We start from the raw sequence: 17896 nt of genomic DNA, 5'->3' as shown, positions 1-17896 counted from the left end.
GCGCCCCCACGCCGGACTAAGACCCGCCCCCCACCCCGGACCAAAACCCGCGCCCCGACTCCGAACCGAGACCCGCCCCCACTCCGGACGAGACCCACGCCCCACGCCGGACTAAGACCCGCCCCCACCCCGGACCAAGACCCGCCCCCACCCCGGACCAAGACCGCGCACCCGCCCCCTCAGGGAACGAGCACTAGCTTTCCCTGCACCTCACGGTTCTGGAGGCGGCGGTGTGCCTCCGCGGCCCGGTCGAGCGGCAGCACCGTCACCTCCGGCCGGAGAACTCCGGCCTCCAACTGCTCGACCAGCGCGGTCACGTCCGCCCGGAATCCCGCCGGATCCTTGTCCACGACCCGTTCCACCGTGTGCACCGCCACCCGCGCGCCGGGCGTGAGCTTTGCCCGGACCAGCGCACCGACCGTCCGCGCCATCGCGCCGACCCGGGAGTACCCGGCCCCGGTGGCGAAGCTGAAGCCGTAGGACACGACGACGCCTGAACGGCTCGTGGCGCGGCGCGAACGGGCGAGCGACGGCCCGCCCACCGGGTCGAAGGTGGCCGCGACCTTCACCGGCACGACCGCCGCGTCCGCGACCCAGGTGGCGCCGTTGGCCTCGACCCGGGCCCGCCGGGCGGGGCTCGAGGTGCCGTAGACCTCGACCCCGGCGGCCCGGGCGATCTGGCACAGCGCCGACCCGACGCCGCCGGCCGCGCCTAGCACCAGCACCGCCTGCCCCGGGGCCGGCTCGACCACGCGGTGGAACATCTGCCAGGCCGTCAGGTAGTTGAGCACGAGCGCGTCGAGTTCCTCGGCGGGCCGCCCCTCGGGGAGCGGCGCGGCCCGTCCCGCGGCCACCACGACGTGGGTCGCGTACCCGCCCACGCCGACCAGCGCGCCGACCCGCTGGCCGACGACCACGTCCTCGACGCCGGCCCCCACCTTCTCGACGTGGCCGACGACGTCGAAGCCCAGCACGTCGGGCCTCGGGCCGGGGTTGAGCCCCTCCCGGGTGGAGATGTCGTTGAAGGCCACCCCGGCGGCTTCCGCCGCCACCAGGAGCTGCCCCGGGCCGGGCTCCGGCACCGACATGGGCTCCACCCGGAGCACGTCGGGGCCACCGGCCGCGGTCAGCCGTACCCGCCGAGGATCGCTGTTCATACCTGAGAAGGTACATGAGTTTCTCAAGCAGATTTGAGCGCCTTGGCCAACAGGCCCTGCAGCACCCGCTGCTCCGTGGCGTCGAGTTCGGCGAACGGCGAGCGCTTGGCGACGACGTCGAGCAGGCGCCGGCGGACCTTCCGGCCCTCGGGGGTCAGCACCAGCGTCCGCACCCGGCCGTCGCGGGGGTGCGGGCGTCGCTCGGCGAGCCCGCGCTCCTCCAGCTGCGCGCTGAGCAGCGAGATGTTCGACGGGTCGCAGTGCAGGAGGGTGGCGAGCCTACGCAGCGACTGCGGGTCACCCTCGGGATCGAGCACCCACAGCAGGTTCGCGGTCGGCCCGGTCAGCTCCAGCCGCTCGAGGCCCTCCTGCATCCGGCCGGTGACCTGACCGGCCACGGCCATCACCTGGTACAGCAACGACGCCGCTACTTCGTCCACCGCCACAGGGCGAAGCTTACCGGCGCCTACTCGTGGAGATTCTCCGTGAATTCGCCCGCGACCACCCCGGCGAGCAGCGCGCTCAGCTGGTCCGCCCGACCGCGGGGAACCAGCAGTTCGGTGCGGTGCACCACGTCCGGGCGGACGAGCGGCACCCGGGCGACACCGGCGGTCTCCGGAGCCAGTCCACTGGGGAGCAACGCCAGCCCGTGCCCGCGGGCCACCAACCGGGCCAGCAGGCTGAGGTCCGTGCCGCGGTAACGCAGGCGGCCGGTCGTGGTGGGGGCCGCCGCCCCGGGCACGTCGCAGCGCAGGTCCGGCGCGTCGATCCAGCGCGCGTCACGCACCGAGTCCAGGTCGACCCCGCCGGCGGTCGCGAGCGGGTGGTCGGCGGTCAGCAGCACCTCCAGCCGCGTCTCGGCGATCAACGCGCGGGTCAGAACGCCGGGCTCGGTCACTCCCAGCGGACCGTTGGGGGCGGTCACACCGTCCACGGCGGCCGCGTCGACGGTGCCGGCGGCCAGCCGGCTCACGGCCTCGTCGGCCGAGCCGAGAACCACTTCCACCAGGTCGACGAGGCCGAGCGCGCCGAGGAGTCGATCGCCGGCCGCCAGCGGGGTCACCGCGATCGTCGCCGGCCGGTGGGCGTTCCGGCGGAGGATCTCCTGGCGGGCGACGTCGGCGCGGAGCAGGAGGTGCTGCGCGTGGGTCAGCAGGCGGGTGCCCGCCTCGGTCAGCCGCACCGGGCGGCGGTGCAGGAGCCGTCGTCCCAGGTCGGCTTCGAGGGCGGCGACGTGCTGGGAGATCGCCGACTGCGTGAAGCCGAGCTCGGCGGCGGCCGCGGTGAACGAGCCGGTACGCGCGACCGTGGCGAACGACCGCAGGTGACGCAGGTCCATGGCGCGACATTAGGAATCGTGATGTCCGGGCGCCAAATCATCGTTGGACTCCATCTCGCCCGGCCCCGACGCTGGACCCATGAGACCCGCGCGAATAGCTCTGATCGGCGACCGTTCCCCGCACGTCCTGGCGCACGGGCGGATCCCGGACGCACTGCGTCAGGCCGCGGGCGAACGGGAGGTCGACGTGTACTGGATCGCCTCGACCGACGCGGCCCGGCTGACCGGGCTCGCCGGGTTCGACGGGATCTGGGCCGTGCCCGGCGGCCCCTACGTCGACCGGGACGGGGTGCTGCACGCGGTGACCGTGGCCCGGACGTCGGGGGTGCCGTTCCTGGGCACGTGCGGGGGCTTCCAGCACGTGCTGCTGGAGTACGCCCGCTCGGTGTGCGGTCTCGACGTCGAGCACGCCGAGCAGCCGCTCGACGCCGGCGCGGAGCCGCTCATCGTCGCGTTGCACTGTTCGCTGCTCGGCGAGGAGGCGGACGTGATCGTGGCACCCGGCACCCGGGCCGCGCAGGTGCTCGGGGCCGGCCGCCGGGTCGAGCGGTTCTTCTGCAGCTACGGCCTCGACGACCGGTTCCGGGCCCGGTTGGAGGCGGCGGGGCTGGTGTTCTCGGCGGTGGACGACGAGGGCACAGCCCGGATGGTGGAGCTGCCCGGCCACCCGTTCTTCCTGGCTTCGCTGTTCCAGCCCGAGCTCTCGTCGGACCTCCACTGGGCCCACCCGCTCATCCACGCGTTCACCGACGCGGCACTGGCGGGCGTCAGGGTGTGACCGCCGCCGCGAGGACCACCGGGTCGGCGCAGCCGGCCGCGTAGCCGACGATCCGGTGCCGGATGTCGCGGCCGAGCAGCCGACTGCCGATCCGGTGGGCCACCGGCCGCAGCCAGCCGGGACGGCACTGGAAGTTGTACCGCCAGGTGGCCACCGTGTGCCCGGGTTCGGCGGCGGGCGCGAACCGCCACCCACCGGCGAACCGCTCGAAGAACCAGGGTCCGCGCACCATCGTCATCCCGACGTGCGTCGGCGGCGCGAACGAGACGTACTCGCTGACCATCGTGAAGCCGTGCCGCGACCGGGTGAACGTCCGCACGCCTTTGCCGGGCGCGGTGGCGCCGTCGACGAAGTGCTGCTCGCGCACGAACGGATCCCACCGGTACCGGATCGGGGCCGTGGTCTGCGACACGGCGAACGCGACCTCCGGCGGGACCGGAACGGTGATCGAGGCCTCCACCACCGGCATCGCTACGCCCCCTCGGCCGCGAGGATCTGTTCCCGGAGGATGTCGGCGTGGCCGCAGTGCTGGGCGGTCTCGCGCAGCATGTGCAGGTAGACCCACTGCATCGGCAGCGGACCGCGACGGTTGCCGGTCACCACGTCGTCGGGCGACAGCGCCGCGGCGGCCCGGCGCGACTCCGCGCAGGTCTGCTCGTACTCGGCCACCACGCTCGCGATCGTGTCCCCGTCCTCGAGCACGAACGACTCGTCCGGCGACGCGCCGATGCCGATCTCCGCCCGCGACCGCCCGGTGATCGCCTCGTCGAACCACACCTTCTCGACGAAGATCAGGTGCTTGACCAGCCCGAGCAGCGTGGTCCGTGACCGCACGAGCGGGCGGCGGGCCTGCTCCTCGGTCAGGCCGTCGAGCGACGCGACGATCTCGGCGCGGTGTTCATCGAGGAAGGTCTCGTACATCGGTCTATTGGAACGCATCCTCGAGCACCACCCGGCGGACGGTCCGCAGGCTCACCCGCAGGCTCTCCAGGTCGGTGGAGCCCAGCGCGAGGCGCAAGGCCCGCGGCGCGGGTGAGGCCACGCTGAACGGCTCCGCGGTCGTCACCGAGATCCGCGCCCGGCCGAGGGTGACGGCCAGCCGGTCGGCGCGGGCGTCGTCGGGCAGCGGCAGCCAGGTGAAGTACGAGGACGGGTGGCCGACGAGCGTCAGCCCGGCCAGCTCCGACCGTGCGACGTCCTGGCGCGCCGCCGCGTCCGCGCGCTTGCGGACCTCGAGGTCGTCGACCGTCCCGTCCTCCAGCCAGCGGCACGCGATCACGGTGCTGAGCGCGGGGGTGTTCCAGGTCGTCAGCCGGATCGCCCGCTCCAGTGCGGGCCCCAGCACCGGCGGGGCCACGACGAACCCGACCCGCAGCCCGGTGGCCACGCTCTTGGAGAGCCCCGACACGTACACCGTGTGCTCCGGCGCCAGAGCCGCGAGCGGCGCCGGCGGATCGGGTTCCAGGTACGCGTACGACCCGTCCTCGATGAGCAGGAGGTCGTGCCGGTGAGCGAGATCGGCCAGAGCGGCCCGCGACGAGAGCGGCATCACCGTGCCGAGCGGGTTGTGCAGCGTGGGCATCGTGTACACCGCGCGCACCGGTCGGCGGGCACACAGCCGCGCGAGCGCGTCCAGGCCGGCCACCGGCACCAGTTCCAGCGACAACGACTGCGCCAGGGCTTTGAACCCCGGGTAGGTCAGCGGGTCGACGGCCACCAGGTCCCCCGGCTTCAACGCGCCCAGCCCGACCACGGCCAGCCCGTGCTGGGCCCCGCTGACGATCAGCACCCGGGCGGGATCGACCTCGAGCCCGCGCCGGCGCAGATGGTGCGCCACCGCCGCGCGGTCGGCCGGCCGGCCCCGGTGCGGCTGATAGCGCAGCAGCGCCTCGAGGTCGCCCGACGTCGCCAGATCGCGCAGCGCCCGGCGCAGGAGGTCGGTCTGCCCGGGCAGCGACGGGTAGTTGAAGTTGAGGTCGACCGCGTCCGCGGCCACCACCTCCTGGTCGACGCCGAGCCCGGCGGGCAGGGCGAGGTCACGCACGAACGTGCCCCGCCCCTGTTCGCGGCTGACCAGGCCGATCGCTTCGAGCTCGGCGTAGACGCGGGTGGCGGTCACGACCGCGATGCCGTGGTCGGCGGCGAGCCGGCGGTGCGTGGGCAGCCGGGTGCCCGGCGCGAGTTCGCCGTTTCGGATGTCCGCCGCGAAGGAGTCGACGAGTGCTTTGTACCGGGACACGGACGGAATTGTATGCATGACAATTATTGGACTGTCATGGATACCGTGACTGCATGCACATCGCGATCCTGACCTTCGACGGATACAACGAGCTCGATTCGCTCATCGCACTCGGCGTGCTCAACCGCATACCGGGGCTACGGGCCACGATCGCCGCCCCGACCCCGACCGTGCGGTCGATGAACGGCGTCGTGATCGAGTCGATGGCCACGCTGGACGAGGCCGGCGACGCCGACGCGGTGCTCGTCGGCAGCGGCATCGCCACCCGCGAGGTGGTCGAGGACCCCACGATCATGGCCACGCTCGCGCGGCTCGACCCGGCCCGGCAGCTCGTCGGCGCCCAGTGCTCGGGGGCGCTCGTGCTGGCCCGGCTGGGGCTGCTCTCCGGTGTTCCGGCGTGCACCGATCTCGCCAGCAAGCCGTGGGTGGTCGCCGCCGGCGTCGAGGTGCTCGACCAGCCGTTCTACGCCGACGGCAACGTCGCCACCGCCGGTGGGTGCCTCGCGTCGCAGTACCTGGCCGGGTGGGTCGTCACCCGGCTCGTCGGCGCGGACGCCGCCCGGGACGCGCTGCACTACGTCGCCCCGGTCGGCGAGAAGGAGGAGTACGTCGAGCGTGCCCGGCGCGCCATCGCCCCCTACCTGCCGGTGCCCGTGTCCTGAACGGCGGCGGCGCGGCGCGCGAACAGGTGCGCCTCGCGCTGCGTGGAGACCGCGCGGGCCCGCTCGACCGCCGCCCGGACCGCGTCGGCCGGGGCGCCCCTGGCCTGCAGCAGCCGGGCGCGCTGCAGCAGGATGTGGCCCTCGGCGTAGCGCTGCCCGTACGTGGTGAGGAGGTCCTCGGCGCGGTCGAGTGCGGCGGCCGCGTGGTCCGGTTCGCCGGCGGCCAGCCAGGCCTCGGCGAGCTGCCCGAACCGGGTGGACACCCCGGTCAGCGGTGGGTCGAGCACGGTCGCGGTGATCAGCGCCTCGATCTCGGCCGCGGCCCGGGCCGGGTCCCGGCCGGTGACCGCGTGCGCCCACCAGCGGTTCATCCGCAGGTAGGCGCCGTAGAAGACGAACGAGAAGCCGGGGTCGGCCGCGATGCCGCGCTCCGCGGCACTCAGCGCCCAGGCCGGGTCACCGACGAACATCGCGGTCGTCGACGTGAAGCTCGCGGTCAGCGTGACCGCGTGCGGATCGTCCCCGGCGGCGGCCGCGACCGTCTCGAACATTTCGCGCGCGGCGTCGACCTCTCCGTGCAACGCGGTGACCTGGGCCAGGATCGCCGGCGACAAGCCCAGCAGGTCGTGGCGGAGCCGATGGGTCTCGCGGTCCGCCCGGCCCCCCACGTCCAGCCGGCGCAGGTACCGGTAGGCCTCGCCGATGTTGCCGAGGTCCCACTGGTGGATGCCCCAGGCGTGCACCCCGTAGCCGCGCACGATCGGGTCGGCGGACGCCTCGCCGTCCTCGAGCAGCCGGCGCGCGAGCGGCCGGGCCCGCTCGAACTGCAGGGTCTGCGAGTAGGTGGCACAGCGCGAATAGAGGAAGTCGGTGGCGTCCCGCTCCCGGCCGAGGCCCCGGGCCAGTTGCTCGGCCCGGTCGAGCTCGTCGAGCGCCGATCCGGCGTACCCCGACCGCATCCCGACGACGGCGATCAGCTGGGAGAGCGCGGACAGCTCCAGTTCGTCCCGGCCGGCCGCGCGCGCGACCCCCGCCGCCGAGCGCAGCTGCCGCTCGGCCGTCGCCAGCGCCGACTTGGCCGCCGCGCGACGGCCCGCCCCCACCAGCGCCTTCGCGGTTCGCCCGGGGTCGGCGAGCGGCCCGGCGGCCGCCAGGTGGTGCGCGAGCGTCTCCACGTCGTCCTCGCGGTCCAGTGCGTCGGCGACCCGCAGGTGCAGCCGGGGCACGATCGCCGCCGGTGTCGTCCGGAGCACCGACTCGCGGATCAGGTCGTGCGGGAACCGCAGCGCGAACGAGTCGCCCGGTACCGGGGCGAGCAGGCCGAGCGCTTCGATCGGCTCGACGCGGTCGAGACAGTCCGGGACGCCGAGGCCGGCCGCCCGGGCGAGCAGCCCGAGCTCTACGTCCCGGCCGATCAGGGCGGCGATACGCAGCAGCTCGCCGGAGACCGCGTCCAGCCCGGCCATCCGGTCCACGACGACGTCACGCACACCGGCGGGCAGCCCGGCGGCCGCACCGGACGACGCCAGCAGCCGGGCGAGCTCCCGGACGAAGAACGGGTTGCCCGCCGTCCGCTCGTGCACCCGGCGCGCGAGCTCCGCGCTCACCGGGCGGCCGGTCTCCCGGACGACGAGTTCGGCCACCTCGCCGGGGCCGAGCGGGCCGAGCCGGGTCCGGCGGTGCCGCGGGTTGCGGCTGGCGGTGGCGAGCACGCGGGTCAGCTCGGCGCCGGGAACGGGCGCGCGATCGCGGAGCGCGCCGACGACGACCGTGCGGCGCGGCGGTCGCGCCGCCAGATGCCCGAACAACTGCAACGAGGCGACGTCTGCCCACTGCAGGTCGTCGAGCACGAGCAACAGCGGTTGCCGGGCGGCCACCTGGGCGAGCAGCGCGAGCACCCGCTCGAACAGCCGGAACTGGGCGCCGGTGTCCGAGCGCACCGGCACCGTGAGCACGCCGCCCCGGGGCTCGCCGAGGACGTCGTCACGCGGCTCCAGCAGGCGCCCGAGTTCACCGGCGAGCCATTTCTCCCGCTCCGCGTCGGGCCGGCCGTCGACGATCGCGCCGATCGCCTGCACCCACGGCCACATCGACGGCGCGCCCTCCCCCTCGACGCAGTGTCCCCAGACGACCATGGCGCCGCGCCGCTCGGCCTCCGCGGCCGCCGCCTCCAGCAGCGACGTCTTACCCACCCCCGGCTCGCCCTCGACCAGCACGAGCCCGGCCTCGTCGGCGAACGCCGCGTCGAGGGCGTCACGCACCACCGCGAGCTCGCCGCGCCGGCCGACGAGCGCAGGCGCGTCCCGGCCGGGTGTGGGCACCGGGGATCGTTCGAGCACGCGCGCGTGCGCCGCGCGCAGCGCCGGGCCGGGCTCGATGCCCAGTTCACCGACGAGCCGGTCGCGGACGGCCCGGTACACCGCGAGCGCCTCGGCCTGCTGCCCGGCTGCCGCCAGCACCGCGACGAGGCTCGCCTGCACCGGCTCGTGCAACGGAGCCATCAGCGCGGCGAGCAGCAGCGGCTGGAGTACGCGCTCGGCCCGGCCGAGCGACCCGGCGAGCTCGGCCGCCGCGACGCACGCGTCGAAGAACTCGGCGTCCAGCGCGGCGAACACCGCGGTCGCGGCCGGGCCGTGGTCGAGGCCCTCCCCCGCCGGGCCGCGCCAGAGCTTCAGCGCCGCCACGTACCGGTCCAGGTCACCCGACCGCCGCGCCTCGGCGATCAGCTGCCGGAACGCGACCAGGTCCAGCGTCTCGGGGCCGGCCACGAACACGTACCCGTTCCCGCGCCGCCGCAGGAGCGACGGATCGAGCAGGCGGCGCAGGCTGCCGACGTACTTCTGGACGGTGTTGAGCGCGGTGGCCGGCGGGTCGTCGTCCCAGATCAGCTCGATCAGCTCGGTGGCGCTGACCGGCCGGCCGGCCCGGGCCAGCAGCAGCGTCAGGAGATAGACCTGCTGGCGCGGGCCGGGATCGAGTTCGACGTCACCACGCCAGATCCGCAATGGCCCGAGCACCGCCAGCCGTAACGCCGTCACGCGTCCATCCTGCCGGTCCGGCGGGAGCGCGGTTCAGCGGCGGGGCTCCCAGCGGAACATCCGGGCCGCCAGCGTGAGCGCCACGAACACCCAGGCGAGCGTCGGCGCCAGCAGGAGCAGCGACTCGCCCACCGCGACCCCACCGTTCCAGGCCCCGACGATCAGCTCGGTGGCCGCTCCGCCGGGGAGCAGGCGCTTGAGCAGCGTGAGCGACTCGGTACCGGCGATCCCGACCCAGCTGGCGACCGCGATCACGCCGAGGCTGACCGGCAACGTCGTCACCTGGGCGTGCTCCGGCGAGTTGGTCAGCCCCGCGGTGGCCAGGCCCAGCCCGAGCATCATCGCGAACGTGGCGACGACCGCCACCGCGACGACGACGGGGTTCGACGGCCCACCGGCCACCGCGCCCAGCACGATCAGCATGCCGACGGCCTGGACCAGCGCCAGCACGGTGGCCGGGAGCGCCAACCCGACCAGGATCCCGGCGTCACCGGCCGCGGTGGACCGCAACCGCTTCAGGAACAGATTCTGCCGACGTGACGCGAGCGTCGTCACCAGGCTGGTGTAGAGCCCGAACGCCCCGACCGTGCACGCGACGACCGCCGCGATGTAGCCGAGGCTGGCGAGCTCGCCGAACACCTCGTGGCGGTAGACGAAGAACGCGCCGACCGCCACCGGCATGATGAACCCGCTGACCAGCACCAGGCGGTTGCGGAAGATCTGGATCAGCTCACTGCGTGCGATGGCGAACATGGCTCAGCTCTCCAGTGCTCGGAAGACGTCATCGAGCCGGGTCGGCCCGGCTTCGAGGTCGTGCAGCTCGACCCCGGCGTCGTGCGCCCAGCCGAGCAGCAGGTACAGCTCCTTCGACAACTCGTGCGTCTCGATCAGGTACCGCCCGTCGCTCTGCCGGGAGGCACGCAGCGGTGGCACGCCCACGCCGGGCGGCAGCCGGAAGCGGATCACCGACGGCAGGGTCCGGGTCAGCTCGGAGACCGTGCCCTCGCGCCGTAGCGCGCCCCGGTGCATCAGGCCGATGCGGTCGGCGCGCTGCTGGGCCTCCTCCAGGTAGTGGGTGGTGAGCACGATCGTGGCGCCCTTCTCGCGGAGCCGGTCGACGGTCTCCCACAGGCCGTCCCGGGACTGGATGTCCAGCCCGGTGGTCGGCTCGTCGAGGAAGATCAGCTCGGGGGTGCCGAAGACCGCGGTGGCGAAGTCCAGCCGCCGCTTCTCGCCCCCGGAGAGCTGGGACACCGTCGTCCCGGCCTTCCCGGTGAGCCCGACGAGGTCGAGCACGCGCCCGACGTCGTCGGTGCGGTGGGTGAGCGCGCCGATCAGACCGACCGATTCACGCACGGTCAGGTCCGGGGAGAACCCGCTCTCCTGCAGCATGACGCCCATCCGCGGCCGGACGGCACGCCGGTCGCGCGGGCTGTGCCCGAAGACACGCACGGTGCCGGACGTGGGGGCGCGGTGGCCCTCGATCGTCTCCAGCGTCGACGTCTTGCCGGCTCCGTTCGTGCCGAGCAGCGCGTACAGTTCCCCGCTGCGCACCTCGAACGACACGTCCCTGACGGCGTGGAAGTCGCCGTAGCTGAGGTTGAGCGCTTCGACTTCGATGACTGACATGGCTCGATCGCACCGGGATCCGGGCCGCGCGGTCAGGGGCACCGTGTCACGTCATCGTGTGACGTGGTGTCACTCGTGCGTTTCCCGGATCCCCGAATACTGGAGGGATGAGCACGAGAACGCTGAGCTTCACCGAGCCGACGCAGGGGCGGCTGCGGCGGCTCAACCTCGTGACGTCGTTCCCGCCGCTGGTGGTGGCCGCGGCCGTCCTCATCGTGCTGGACACGCACGCGTGGTGGCACCCGATCCCGCTCGCGGTCGGGGTCGGGACCGCGATCGTGGCGTTCGAGCGGTGGACCGCGAACGATCTCCGGCGGTTCGCGGTGCCGTTGCTGGCGGTCGCCGGGGTCGTCTGGGTGCTCGGGGTGCTGGTGATCGGCAGTCCCAACGCCTACTGGGGCGCCGCGACCGTGGGCTCGCTCGCGGTCCCGCAGCTGCCGCGGCGGCGGCTCGCCGCGTTCGCCGGGCTGCTGGGTTTCGTCGCCGGGGTCGGGGCGCTACGGGTGCTCGTCGACGGCGGCGACGCGCTGGTGTCGTTCGTCGTCGTCCCGGCCGCGCTGACCACGGTCTCGGGTGTGCTGTGCCTCGCGGGCGAGCGCTTCTACGACGTCGTCCGCGAGTTGGAGGCGTCACGGGCGCGGGAGGCCGAGCTGGCCGTGATCCGGGAGCGGGTGCGCTTCGCCGGCGACCTGCACGACATCCAGGGCCACACGCTGCACGTGGTGAAACTGAAGGCGACGCTCGCGCGGAAGCTCGTGCGTGACGCCCCGGAGCGGGCCGAGGAGGAGCTGCGCGAGATCCACGGGCTGGTCAGCGACACGATCCAGCAGACCAAGGACCTGGCGTACGCGCAGCGTCGGCTCAACCTCGCCGCCGAGGTGGAGAACGCGAAGAACCTGTTCGAGGCGGCCGGGATCCGGGTGCGGGTGACCCGGGAGGCCGAGGCCGACGCCCGGGTGAGCGAGCTGCTCGGCCAGGTGCTGCGCGAGACGACGACGAACATCCTGCGGCACGCCCAGGCCACCCGGGTGCGTATCGTGCTCGCCGCGCACGCGATCACGATCGTCAACGACGGCGCGGCCGAGGGCCCCCCGGAGCTGCGCGGGCTCTCCGCGCTGCGCCGGCGGGTCGCCGAGGACGGCGGATCGCTCACCGCCCGGGCGCACGCCGGCGAGTTCACGACGGAGGCGAGCTTCCGGTGACCACCGTGGTGCTCGCGGACGACGAGGCGCTGCTGCGCAAGGCGCTGGCGGCGCTGCTGCCGCTGGAGGGCGACATCACCGTGCTCGCCGAGGCCGCGGACGGCTCGTCGGCGGTCGAGGAGACCGTGCGTCACGAGCCCGACGTGCTCGTCATCGACCTGGAGATGCCCGGGGTGGACGGGCTCGGCGCGGTCGCGGAGATCCGGCGCACCCGGCCGGAGCAGGTGATCCTGATGCTCACCCGGCACGCCCGCCCCGGTGTGCTGCGCAAGGCGTTGAAGCTCGGCGTGCAGGGGTTCGTGAGCAAGTCGGCCGAACCGTCGCACATCGCGTCGGTCATCGCGGCCCTGCACGCGGGTAAGCGCTGGATCGACCCGGACGTGTCCGCGCTCGCGGTCGTCGACGACTGCCCGCTCACCGACCGCGAGCTCGACGTGCTGCGGGTGACCGGCGAGGGCTACTCGGTCGCCGCGATCGCCGCCCGGCTGGACCTGGCCCCGGGCACCGTACGCAACTACCTCTCCAACGCCATGCAGAAGACCCAGACCAGGACCCGCCACGACGCCGCCCGCTACGCCCGCGAGCACGACTGGCTCTGACCCCGCTCAGACCAGGTGGGAATCGACGCCCATGCCGGTGGCCACGGCCCCGGTGGCGGCGTCGGCGGCGGTGGCGGCCGCGGTGACCGCGTCGCGCTCGGAGACCGGCGCGACGATCGTGCGGCGCGGGCGGGTGCCGTCGGGCATCTCGACCAGGCGGACGAACGCGTCGGCCACCTCGCGGGGGTCACCGGGCTCGCTCGACCGGGCGCGCCGCATGACGTCGGACAGGAAGCCGTTGAAGTTCGTGCCGTACGGTGCCACCCGGTCCAGCTCGGACGGCGAACCGGCGTTGGCCCCGATGTTGGTGGGGTAGGGCGCCGCATCGACGGTCACCGACTCGACCCCGAACGGCGCCAGCTCGTGGTGCCACGTTTCGACGAGCGCCTTGACCGCGGCCTTGCTGGCCGCGTAAAGGCCGGTGTAGGGCATCGCGACCCACCCGGCCAGCGAGCCGTTCTGGATCAGGACCCCGCGGCCCTGCCGGCGCAGGACCGGCAACGCCGCCCGGGCCACCCGCGCGGGGCCGAGCACGTTGACGTCGAGGATCGTCTGGATCTCGGCTGCGGTGAAGGCCTCGACCGGGCCCGCGAACATGCGCCCGGCGTTGTTGATCACCGCGTCGAGCCGGCCGTCGGCCTCGACGACCGCGGCCACGGCGGCGTCGGCGGACGCCTGGTCGAGCACGTCGAGCTCGACCACGGTGACGCCGCCGGAACGCAGCTCCGCCGCGACCTTCTCGTTGCGGCCACCGACGTCACGCACACCGGCGAAGACGTGGTGGCCACGCTGGGCGAGTGCCTCCGCGGTGACCCGGCCGAAGCCGGTGCTGGCGCCGGTGACGAGAACTGTACGCATCTAGTGCCTCCATAACTGGGGTACCACCCCGTTTACGTCCGCTACGATAACCGGGGGGTCACCCCAGTTGTCAACGGAGGGGTCGATGCGAGCGGACGCGCGACGCAATTACGAGCAGATCCTGGCCGCCGCCGAGGCCGAGATCGCCCGGTCGGGCGCGGGCGCCTCGCTGGAGGAGATCGCGCGCCGGGCCGGCGTCGGCTCGGCGACCCTGCACCGGCACTTCCCGTCCCGGCAGGCGCTGCTCGACGCGGTGTTCCACGACCGCATCGAGGGCATCTGCGCACGCGCCACCGGGCTCGTGGACGCCGACGACCCAGGGGTGGCGCTGGCCGACTGGCTCCGCGCGCTCGCGGTCTACGGTGCGACGACGCGCGGGCTGGCGGCGTCGATGCTGGCCGGCGGGTTGGCGGTTCCGTCGAGCAGCGGATGCGAGGCGATGCTCGCCGACGCGGGCGCCACCCTGCTGGAGCGGGCCCGGGCGGCCGGGGCGGTGCGGCCCGGCGTCACGATCGGCGACCTGCTGACGCTCGTCAACGCGGTCTCGCTGGCCACCGAGAACCACCCGGACACGGCCGAGCGCCTGACGACGCTGGCGCTAACCGGCATCCGCCCCTGAGCCGGCCACGGCTTCCAGCAGGGACGCGTCGCGTTCGAGACGCTCGGCCGCGACCGGGTTCGCGCTCCGTACCGCCGACGCCGCCGACCGCCGCTCGGCGATCTCGTTCCGGACGATCGTGACCACGTCGTCCTCGGTGAGCTCACGCCGCGCCACCTCGGCGCCGCCCACTCCCGTCACCGACGCCTCGATCGCCCCGGCCCGGTGCTCCTCACCAGCGGAGACGGCTTCGGCGTTGGCGATCGCGGCGAGCGCGGTGCGGTACACCGACAGCGCTTCCCGGTCCCGTTGCTTCAGCGCGCTCTTCAGCGCAGACGCGAGTGCACCCCGGATGTCCGTTTCCACCCGGACAGTGAATCCGAAGGCAACCGTTTGGTCGAGTGGATTAGTCATGTTCAAGAAGGTCATTCCTGATGAGACAGAGACAGCAGTCGATACGGGGAGAAGATTTTTCATGAAGTCGATCGCGCGAGCGGTCATCGCCGGCGGGCTGGCGCTCACGCTGGCCGCCTGTACCTCCTCCGACGCGGATCCCGAGGAGAGTCCGCCGTCGGCCGCCCCGGCCACGCCCGCCGGCCCCGAGCTGGAGACGACGACCGTGAAGGCGCTGCCGGGCACCGAGGAGGCCCCCTTCGACCAGCCCCGCGAGTTACAGGCCCCACCCGGCTGGACCGTCTCGGTCTGGGCCCGCGTGCCCAGCGCCCGCCTGCTGGCCTGGACGCCGGACAACCGCGTCCTGGTCTCGCGCCCGAAGTTCGGTGACGTCATCGAGCTGGTGCCGGGCGAGGGCGACGCCGCCCCGACCCAGCGCCCGTTGATCGAGGGCCTGAACCAGCCCCACGGACTGGCGTTCCACGGCTCCACGCTCTACGTCGCCGAGAGCGACCAGATCGACGCTTTCACGTACGGGAACGGGAAGCTCTCCGGCAAGAAGGTCGTGGTCGAGGATCTGCCCGACGCGAAGAGCTCCGACCTCAAGGGCGCCTACGCCCACGCGCTGAAGAGCGTCGCGGTGAGCAAGGACGGACGGCAGCTCTACATCTCGGTCGGCTCGACCGGCAACATCTCGGCCGAGGACCGCGACTCCGACCCGGAGCGCGCCACGATCCTCACCGCCCCGGCCGCCGGCGGGGACCCCACCACGTTCGCGCGGGGCGTCCGCAACGGCACCGGGCTCGCGATCGACCCGGACGGCGGCGTCTGGACCGCGGTCAACCACCGCGACAACCTCCAGTACCCGCACAAGACCGACATCGACGGCGACGGCTCGCCCGACAACGGCGACGTCATCCAGGAGTACGTCAACGACCACCCGCTGGAGCCGCTGGCCAAGCTCACCCAGGGCCGCGACCTGGGCTGGCCGTACTGCAACCCCGACCCGGACCTGAAGCCGGGCGAGAAGGACTCCCCGCTCGGCTACACCAAGCGCCCGCTGGTCAACGACGACGAGCTGAACCCGGACGGCAGCAAGCTGGACTGCGCGAGCCTCGCCCCGGCCGAGCAGGGCATGGGCGCCCACTCGGCCCCGCTCGGGCTGAGCTTCGCCGACGTCGGCGGTGACTACGGGCCGGGCGCGCTCGTCGGCGTCCACGGCTCGTGGAACCGCAAGCCCCCGCGCCCGCCGGAGGTGTCGTTCTTCCCCTGGCGCAACGGCACCCTCGACGCCCAGCAGACGCTGCTCACCGGCTTCCAGCTGGAGGACGGCTCCCGCTGGGGCCGCCCGGTGATGGCGATCGCCGGCTCCGACAAGGCGATCTACGTCAGCGACGACGCCGCCGGCGCGGTCTACCGCGTCACGCCGTCCACATAGGCCTGGGCTCGCGGCAGGACCCGGTCACGCAGCTCGAGGAACACGGCGACGCTGCGGTGGCCGGGCCAGTCGCCCGGGAGTAACCGGGCCGGCAGGCCGGGGTCGACGTACGGGATGATCCGCCAGGCGTCGAGGCCGTGGATCCAGGCCCGGAAGGCCTCCTCCGCGGTGTGGCCGACCGGCGCCGCGCACGCGACCAGGAACGCCTCGTGCCGGGCCCGGATCGCGTCCAGGTCCCACCAGCGGGCGGCGTCCACCGCACCGCGCACCTCGGCCCGGAACACCGTCGCGTTCCCGGCCAGCCCCAGGTCGGCGAGGATCTGCTCGACCTCGTCGGTGAGGTACTCCGGGCAGATCCACAGCGCCGGCGACACCGCACCGCACCCGATCCAGGTCAACCGCCGACGCAACTGGTGACGCAGGTCGCGGCTCTCCTCCGGCACCGAGTACGAGACCAGGCACCAGCGGTCCTCGTCGCCCATCGACCGGGGCCGGAAGATCCGCCGGTCGCCGCGCTCGAGCATGGGTATCGCGCCGGCGGCGATCGCGTAGCCGGGCACCCCGCCCCGGCGCTCGGCGTCGAGCAGGCCCTTGGCCTTGATCCGGGCGAGCGCGGTGCGGGTGCGGGCGTCCGGAAGGCCGACCGCCGCCCCCAGCTCGACCAGGTGCGCGACGCTGATCCAGCCCCCGAGCCGGCGCAGCGACGTGCCGACGATCGTGCGCAGCAGCGACGTCGTACTGCCCGGCGACGACTCCATGTCGTCGAGGATCACGACAGGGCTTCCGCCACGATCCGCAGGCCGCGCTCGACCTCGGCGAAGCTGGTGGAGAGCGGGGAGAGCCCGATACGCATGCCGTCCGGCATGCGGAAATCGGGGATCACGCCGCGTTTCCAGAGCTGCGGCACGAGCTCCCGGAACGACGGGTGGTCGAGGGTCACGTGGCCGCCGCGCCGCTCGGCGTCGCGCGGGGTGGCGACCCGGACCCCCTTGCCGACCAGGTGCTCGTCGGTGAACGCCAGCACGAACTCGGTGAGCGCGATCGACTTCGCGCGGACCGCGCCGAGGCCGGCCTCCTCGATCAGGTCGAGCATGTCGCGCATCGGCAGCATGCCGACCACCGGAGGCGTCCCGCTGACGAACTGCCGGACCCCGGCCGCCGGCTGGTAGCCGGGACCCATCGCGAACGGGTCGGCCGCGCCCATCCAGCCCTGGATCGGCTGGCGCGCGACGCCGTGCAGCGCGGTGGCCACGTAGGCGAACGCCGGCGCCCCCGGGCCGCCGTTGAGGTACTTGTACGTGCAGCCGACCGCGAGGTCGACGTTCCACGCGTCGAACTGCAGCGGGACGACGCCGACCGAGTGGCAGACGTCCCAGACCACGAGCGCCCCCGCGTCGTGGACGACCTCGGTGATGCCCGGGACGTCGGCCAGGTAGCCGGAGCGGTAGGCGACGTGGCTGAGCACCACGACCGCGGTGCCGGGCCCGACGACCGCGGCCACCTGGTCGGCGGTGACCCCCGCTGCCGGGTCGGCCGTGATCCAGCGCAGCGTCGCGCCGCGTTCGGCGGCGATGCCCTCCAGGACGTACCGGTCGGTCGGGAAGTTGTCGGTGTCGAGCACGATCTCGGTACGGCCGGGGCGGGCGTCGAGCGCGGCGCGGACCAGCTTGTAGAGCATCACGGTCGTCGAGTCGCCGACGACGGTCTGGCCCGGGGCCGCACCGAGCGTGACCCGGCCGAGCGTGTCGCCGAGGTCGGTCGGCGTCTGCATCCAGCCCTCGCCCCAGGCGCGGATCAGCCGCTCGCCCCAGACCTCGTCGACGAACCGGACCAGGTTGTCCCGGGTGACGCGCAGCGGACGCCCGAGCGAGTTGCCGTCGAGGTAGGCGACGACGTCGGCCGGTACGAACCGGTCGCGGTAGGGGGCCAGCGGGTCGGCGGCGTCGTGCTCGGTGGCGTTCGTCAT

At 73.6% G+C, this 17896-nt stretch carries 19 protein-coding genes; 6 read left to right on the top strand and 13 right to left on the bottom strand.

Annotated features, from left to right (window positions below):
- Positions 1 to 179 precede the first annotated feature (179 nt).
- Genes CRYAR_RS11455 through CRYAR_RS50140 form a run of 3 tightly spaced genes read right to left on the bottom strand, consistent with a single transcriptional unit; the run spans position 180 to position 2496 of the window.
- Entirely contained in the window at positions 180 to 1157 is a 978-nt protein-coding gene (locus tag CRYAR_RS11455) for a zinc-binding dehydrogenase (RefSeq protein WP_051570039.1), read from the bottom strand.
- 23 nt (positions 1158 to 1180) lie between these two features.
- Positions 1181 to 1603: a MarR family winged helix-turn-helix transcriptional regulator gene (locus CRYAR_RS11450; RefSeq protein WP_051570038.1), complete on the bottom strand. Its 423-nt coding sequence runs from the start codon at positions 1601 to 1603 to the stop codon at positions 1181 to 1183.
- A gap of 20 nt (positions 1604 to 1623) precedes the next feature.
- Positions 1624 to 2496, bottom strand: a complete 873-nt coding sequence (locus CRYAR_RS50140) for a LysR family transcriptional regulator (RefSeq protein ID WP_035850470.1) — start codon at positions 2494 to 2496, stop codon at positions 1624 to 1626.
- A 79-nt stretch (positions 2497 to 2575) separates the two neighbouring features.
- Between CRYAR_RS50140 and CRYAR_RS11440 the strand changes: the two genes are divergently transcribed.
- Positions 2576 to 3274 carry a CTP synthase C-terminal region-related (seleno)protein gene (locus CRYAR_RS11440; protein WP_035850464.1) on the top strand — a complete coding sequence of 233 codons (699 nt, stop codon included), beginning with the start codon at positions 2576 to 2578 and terminating at the stop codon, positions 3272 to 3274.
- On the opposite strand, the gene CRYAR_RS11435 is transcribed toward CRYAR_RS11440, so the two are convergent.
- From CRYAR_RS11435 to CRYAR_RS11425, 3 genes are read right to left on the bottom strand one after another with little or no spacing between them, the layout of a single operon-like run.
- On the bottom strand, positions 3264 to 3743 hold the full coding sequence (locus CRYAR_RS11435) for an SRPBCC family protein (protein ID WP_035850463.1): 480 nt from the start codon (positions 3741 to 3743) through the stop codon (positions 3264 to 3266). The genes CRYAR_RS11440 and CRYAR_RS11435 overlap by 11 nt on opposite strands.
- 2 nt (positions 3744 to 3745) lie before the next feature.
- On the bottom strand, positions 3746 to 4195 hold the full coding sequence (locus tag CRYAR_RS11430; RefSeq protein WP_245620431.1) for a DinB family protein: 450 nt from the start codon (positions 4193 to 4195) through the stop codon (positions 3746 to 3748).
- A gap of 4 nt (positions 4196 to 4199) precedes the next feature.
- Positions 4200 to 5531: an aminotransferase-like domain-containing protein gene (locus tag CRYAR_RS11425; protein WP_035850456.1), complete on the bottom strand. Its 1332-nt coding sequence runs from the start codon at positions 5529 to 5531 to the stop codon at positions 4200 to 4202.
- A 35-nt stretch (positions 5532 to 5566) separates the two neighbouring features.
- Here CRYAR_RS11425 and CRYAR_RS11420 point away from each other — a divergent pair, with 35 nt between their 5' ends.
- On the top strand, positions 5567 to 6175 hold the full coding sequence (locus CRYAR_RS11420; RefSeq protein WP_035850454.1) for a DJ-1/PfpI family protein: 609 nt from the start codon (positions 5567 to 5569) through the stop codon (positions 6173 to 6175).
- Here the strand turns inward: CRYAR_RS11420 and CRYAR_RS11415 are convergent.
- From CRYAR_RS11415 to CRYAR_RS11405, 3 genes are read right to left on the bottom strand one after another with little or no spacing between them, the layout of a single operon-like run.
- On the bottom strand, positions 6151 to 9213 hold the full coding sequence (locus CRYAR_RS11415; RefSeq protein WP_035850450.1) for an ATP-binding protein: 3063 nt from the start codon (positions 9211 to 9213) through the stop codon (positions 6151 to 6153). The two genes, CRYAR_RS11420 and CRYAR_RS11415, sit on opposite strands and share 25 nt — an antisense overlap.
- A gap of 33 nt (positions 9214 to 9246) precedes the next feature.
- Positions 9247 to 9966 (bottom strand): ABC transporter permease, encoded by a 720-nt coding sequence (locus tag CRYAR_RS11410; protein ID WP_035850449.1) that lies wholly within the window; start codon positions 9964 to 9966, stop codon positions 9247 to 9249.
- A 3-nt stretch (positions 9967 to 9969) separates the two neighbouring features.
- The gene (locus CRYAR_RS11405; RefSeq protein ID WP_035850448.1) at positions 9970 to 10842 is read right to left on the bottom strand and encodes an ABC transporter ATP-binding protein; all 873 of its coding nucleotides are present in this window, start codon (positions 10840 to 10842) and stop codon (positions 9970 to 9972) included.
- A gap of 107 nt (positions 10843 to 10949) precedes the next feature.
- On the opposite strand from CRYAR_RS11405, the gene CRYAR_RS11400 reads away from it, so the two are divergent.
- Both CRYAR_RS11400 and CRYAR_RS11395 read left to right on the top strand, forming a co-directional pair.
- Positions 10950 to 12044 carry a sensor histidine kinase gene (locus CRYAR_RS11400; RefSeq protein ID WP_051570037.1) on the top strand — a complete coding sequence of 365 codons (1095 nt, stop codon included), beginning with the start codon at positions 10950 to 10952 and terminating at the stop codon, positions 12042 to 12044.
- A complete protein-coding gene (locus tag CRYAR_RS11395; protein ID WP_035850447.1) occupies positions 12041 to 12643 on the top strand; it encodes a response regulator transcription factor in 603 nt (200 codons plus the stop codon). Before CRYAR_RS11400 ends, CRYAR_RS11395 begins: the two co-directional genes overlap by 4 nt.
- Before the next feature lie 6 nt (positions 12644 to 12649).
- Here the strand turns inward: CRYAR_RS11395 and CRYAR_RS11390 are convergent, their stop codons facing one another.
- Positions 12650 to 13501, bottom strand: coding sequence for an SDR family oxidoreductase (locus CRYAR_RS11390; protein ID WP_051570036.1), 852 nt, complete (start codon positions 13499 to 13501; stop codon positions 12650 to 12652).
- An 85-nt stretch (positions 13502 to 13586) separates the two neighbouring features.
- Between CRYAR_RS11390 and CRYAR_RS11385 the strand changes: the two genes are divergently transcribed.
- On the top strand, positions 13587 to 14120 hold the full coding sequence (locus CRYAR_RS11385; RefSeq protein WP_035850439.1) for a TetR/AcrR family transcriptional regulator: 534 nt from the start codon (positions 13587 to 13589) through the stop codon (positions 14118 to 14120).
- Here CRYAR_RS11385 and CRYAR_RS11380 read toward each other — a convergent pair.
- Entirely contained in the window at positions 14100 to 14465 is a 366-nt protein-coding gene (locus CRYAR_RS11380) for a hypothetical protein (RefSeq protein ID WP_051570035.1), read from the bottom strand. The two genes, CRYAR_RS11385 and CRYAR_RS11380, sit on opposite strands and share 21 nt — an antisense overlap.
- Positions 14466 to 14574: 109 nt before the next feature.
- On the opposite strand from CRYAR_RS11380, the gene CRYAR_RS11375 reads away from it, so the two are divergent.
- Positions 14575 to 15930, top strand: a complete 1356-nt coding sequence (locus CRYAR_RS11375) for a PQQ-dependent sugar dehydrogenase (protein WP_035850436.1) — start codon at positions 14575 to 14577, stop codon at positions 15928 to 15930.
- Here CRYAR_RS11375 and CRYAR_RS11370 read toward each other — a convergent pair.
- Together CRYAR_RS11370 and CRYAR_RS11365 are read right to left on the bottom strand one after the other, a co-directional pair.
- Positions 15906 to 16703, bottom strand: coding sequence for a PaaX family transcriptional regulator (locus CRYAR_RS11370; protein ID WP_035850435.1), 798 nt, complete (start codon positions 16701 to 16703; stop codon positions 15906 to 15908). The two genes, CRYAR_RS11375 and CRYAR_RS11370, sit on opposite strands and share 25 nt — an antisense overlap.
- Entirely contained in the window at positions 16700 to 17896 is a 1197-nt protein-coding gene (locus tag CRYAR_RS11365; RefSeq protein ID WP_035850432.1) for a kynureninase, read from the bottom strand. The genes CRYAR_RS11370 and CRYAR_RS11365 overlap by 4 nt, the downstream gene beginning before the upstream one ends.

This window comes from Cryptosporangium arvum DSM 44712, from assembly GCF_000585375.1.
Taxonomy (GTDB): Bacteria; Actinomycetota; Actinomycetes; order Mycobacteriales; family Cryptosporangiaceae; genus Cryptosporangium; species Cryptosporangium arvum.
This window is presented reverse-complemented; position numbering and strand designations above follow the sequence as displayed.

What these genes read in the sequence shown, in the direction of transcription:
- CRYAR_RS11455 (WP_051570039.1), bottom strand. Translation starts at nt 1,157, where the DNA reads ATGAACAGCGATCCTCGGCGGGTACGGCTGACCGCGGCCGGTGGCCCC.
- CRYAR_RS50140 (WP_035850470.1), bottom strand. Translation starts at nt 2,496, where the DNA reads ATGGACCTGCGTCACCTGCGGTCGTTCGCCACGGTCGCGCGTACCGGC.
- CRYAR_RS11440 (WP_035850464.1), top strand. Translation starts at nt 2,576, where the DNA reads ATGAGACCCGCGCGAATAGCTCTGATCGGCGACCGTTCCCCGCACGTC.
- CRYAR_RS11435 (WP_035850463.1), bottom strand. Translation starts at nt 3,743, where the DNA reads ATGCCGGTGGTGGAGGCCTCGATCACCGTTCCGGTCCCGCCGGAGGTC.
- CRYAR_RS11430 (WP_245620431.1), bottom strand. Translation starts at nt 4,195, where the DNA reads ATGTACGAGACCTTCCTCGATGAACACCGCGCCGAGATCGTCGCGTCG.
- CRYAR_RS11425 (WP_035850456.1), bottom strand. Translation starts at nt 5,531, where the DNA reads ATGCATACAATTCCGTCCGTGTCCCGGTACAAAGCACTCGTCGACTCC.
- CRYAR_RS11420 (WP_035850454.1), top strand. Translation starts at nt 5,567, where the DNA reads ATGCACATCGCGATCCTGACCTTCGACGGATACAACGAGCTCGATTCG.
- CRYAR_RS11410 (WP_035850449.1), bottom strand. Translation starts at nt 9,966, where the DNA reads ATGTTCGCCATCGCACGCAGTGAGCTGATCCAGATCTTCCGCAACCGC.
- CRYAR_RS11405 (WP_035850448.1), bottom strand. Translation starts at nt 10,842, where the DNA reads ATGTCAGTCATCGAAGTCGAAGCGCTCAACCTCAGCTACGGCGACTTC.
- CRYAR_RS11400 (WP_051570037.1), top strand. Translation starts at nt 10,950, where the DNA reads ATGAGCACGAGAACGCTGAGCTTCACCGAGCCGACGCAGGGGCGGCTG.
- CRYAR_RS11390 (WP_051570036.1), bottom strand. Translation starts at nt 13,501, where the DNA reads ATGCGTACAGTTCTCGTCACCGGCGCCAGCACCGGCTTCGGCCGGGTC.
- CRYAR_RS11385 (WP_035850439.1), top strand. Translation starts at nt 13,587, where the DNA reads ATGCGAGCGGACGCGCGACGCAATTACGAGCAGATCCTGGCCGCCGCC.
- CRYAR_RS11375 (WP_035850436.1), top strand. Translation starts at nt 14,575, where the DNA reads ATGAAGTCGATCGCGCGAGCGGTCATCGCCGGCGGGCTGGCGCTCACG.
- CRYAR_RS11365 (WP_035850432.1), bottom strand. Translation starts at nt 17,896, where the DNA reads ATGACGAACGCCACCGAGCACGACGCCGCCGACCCGCTGGCCCCCTAC.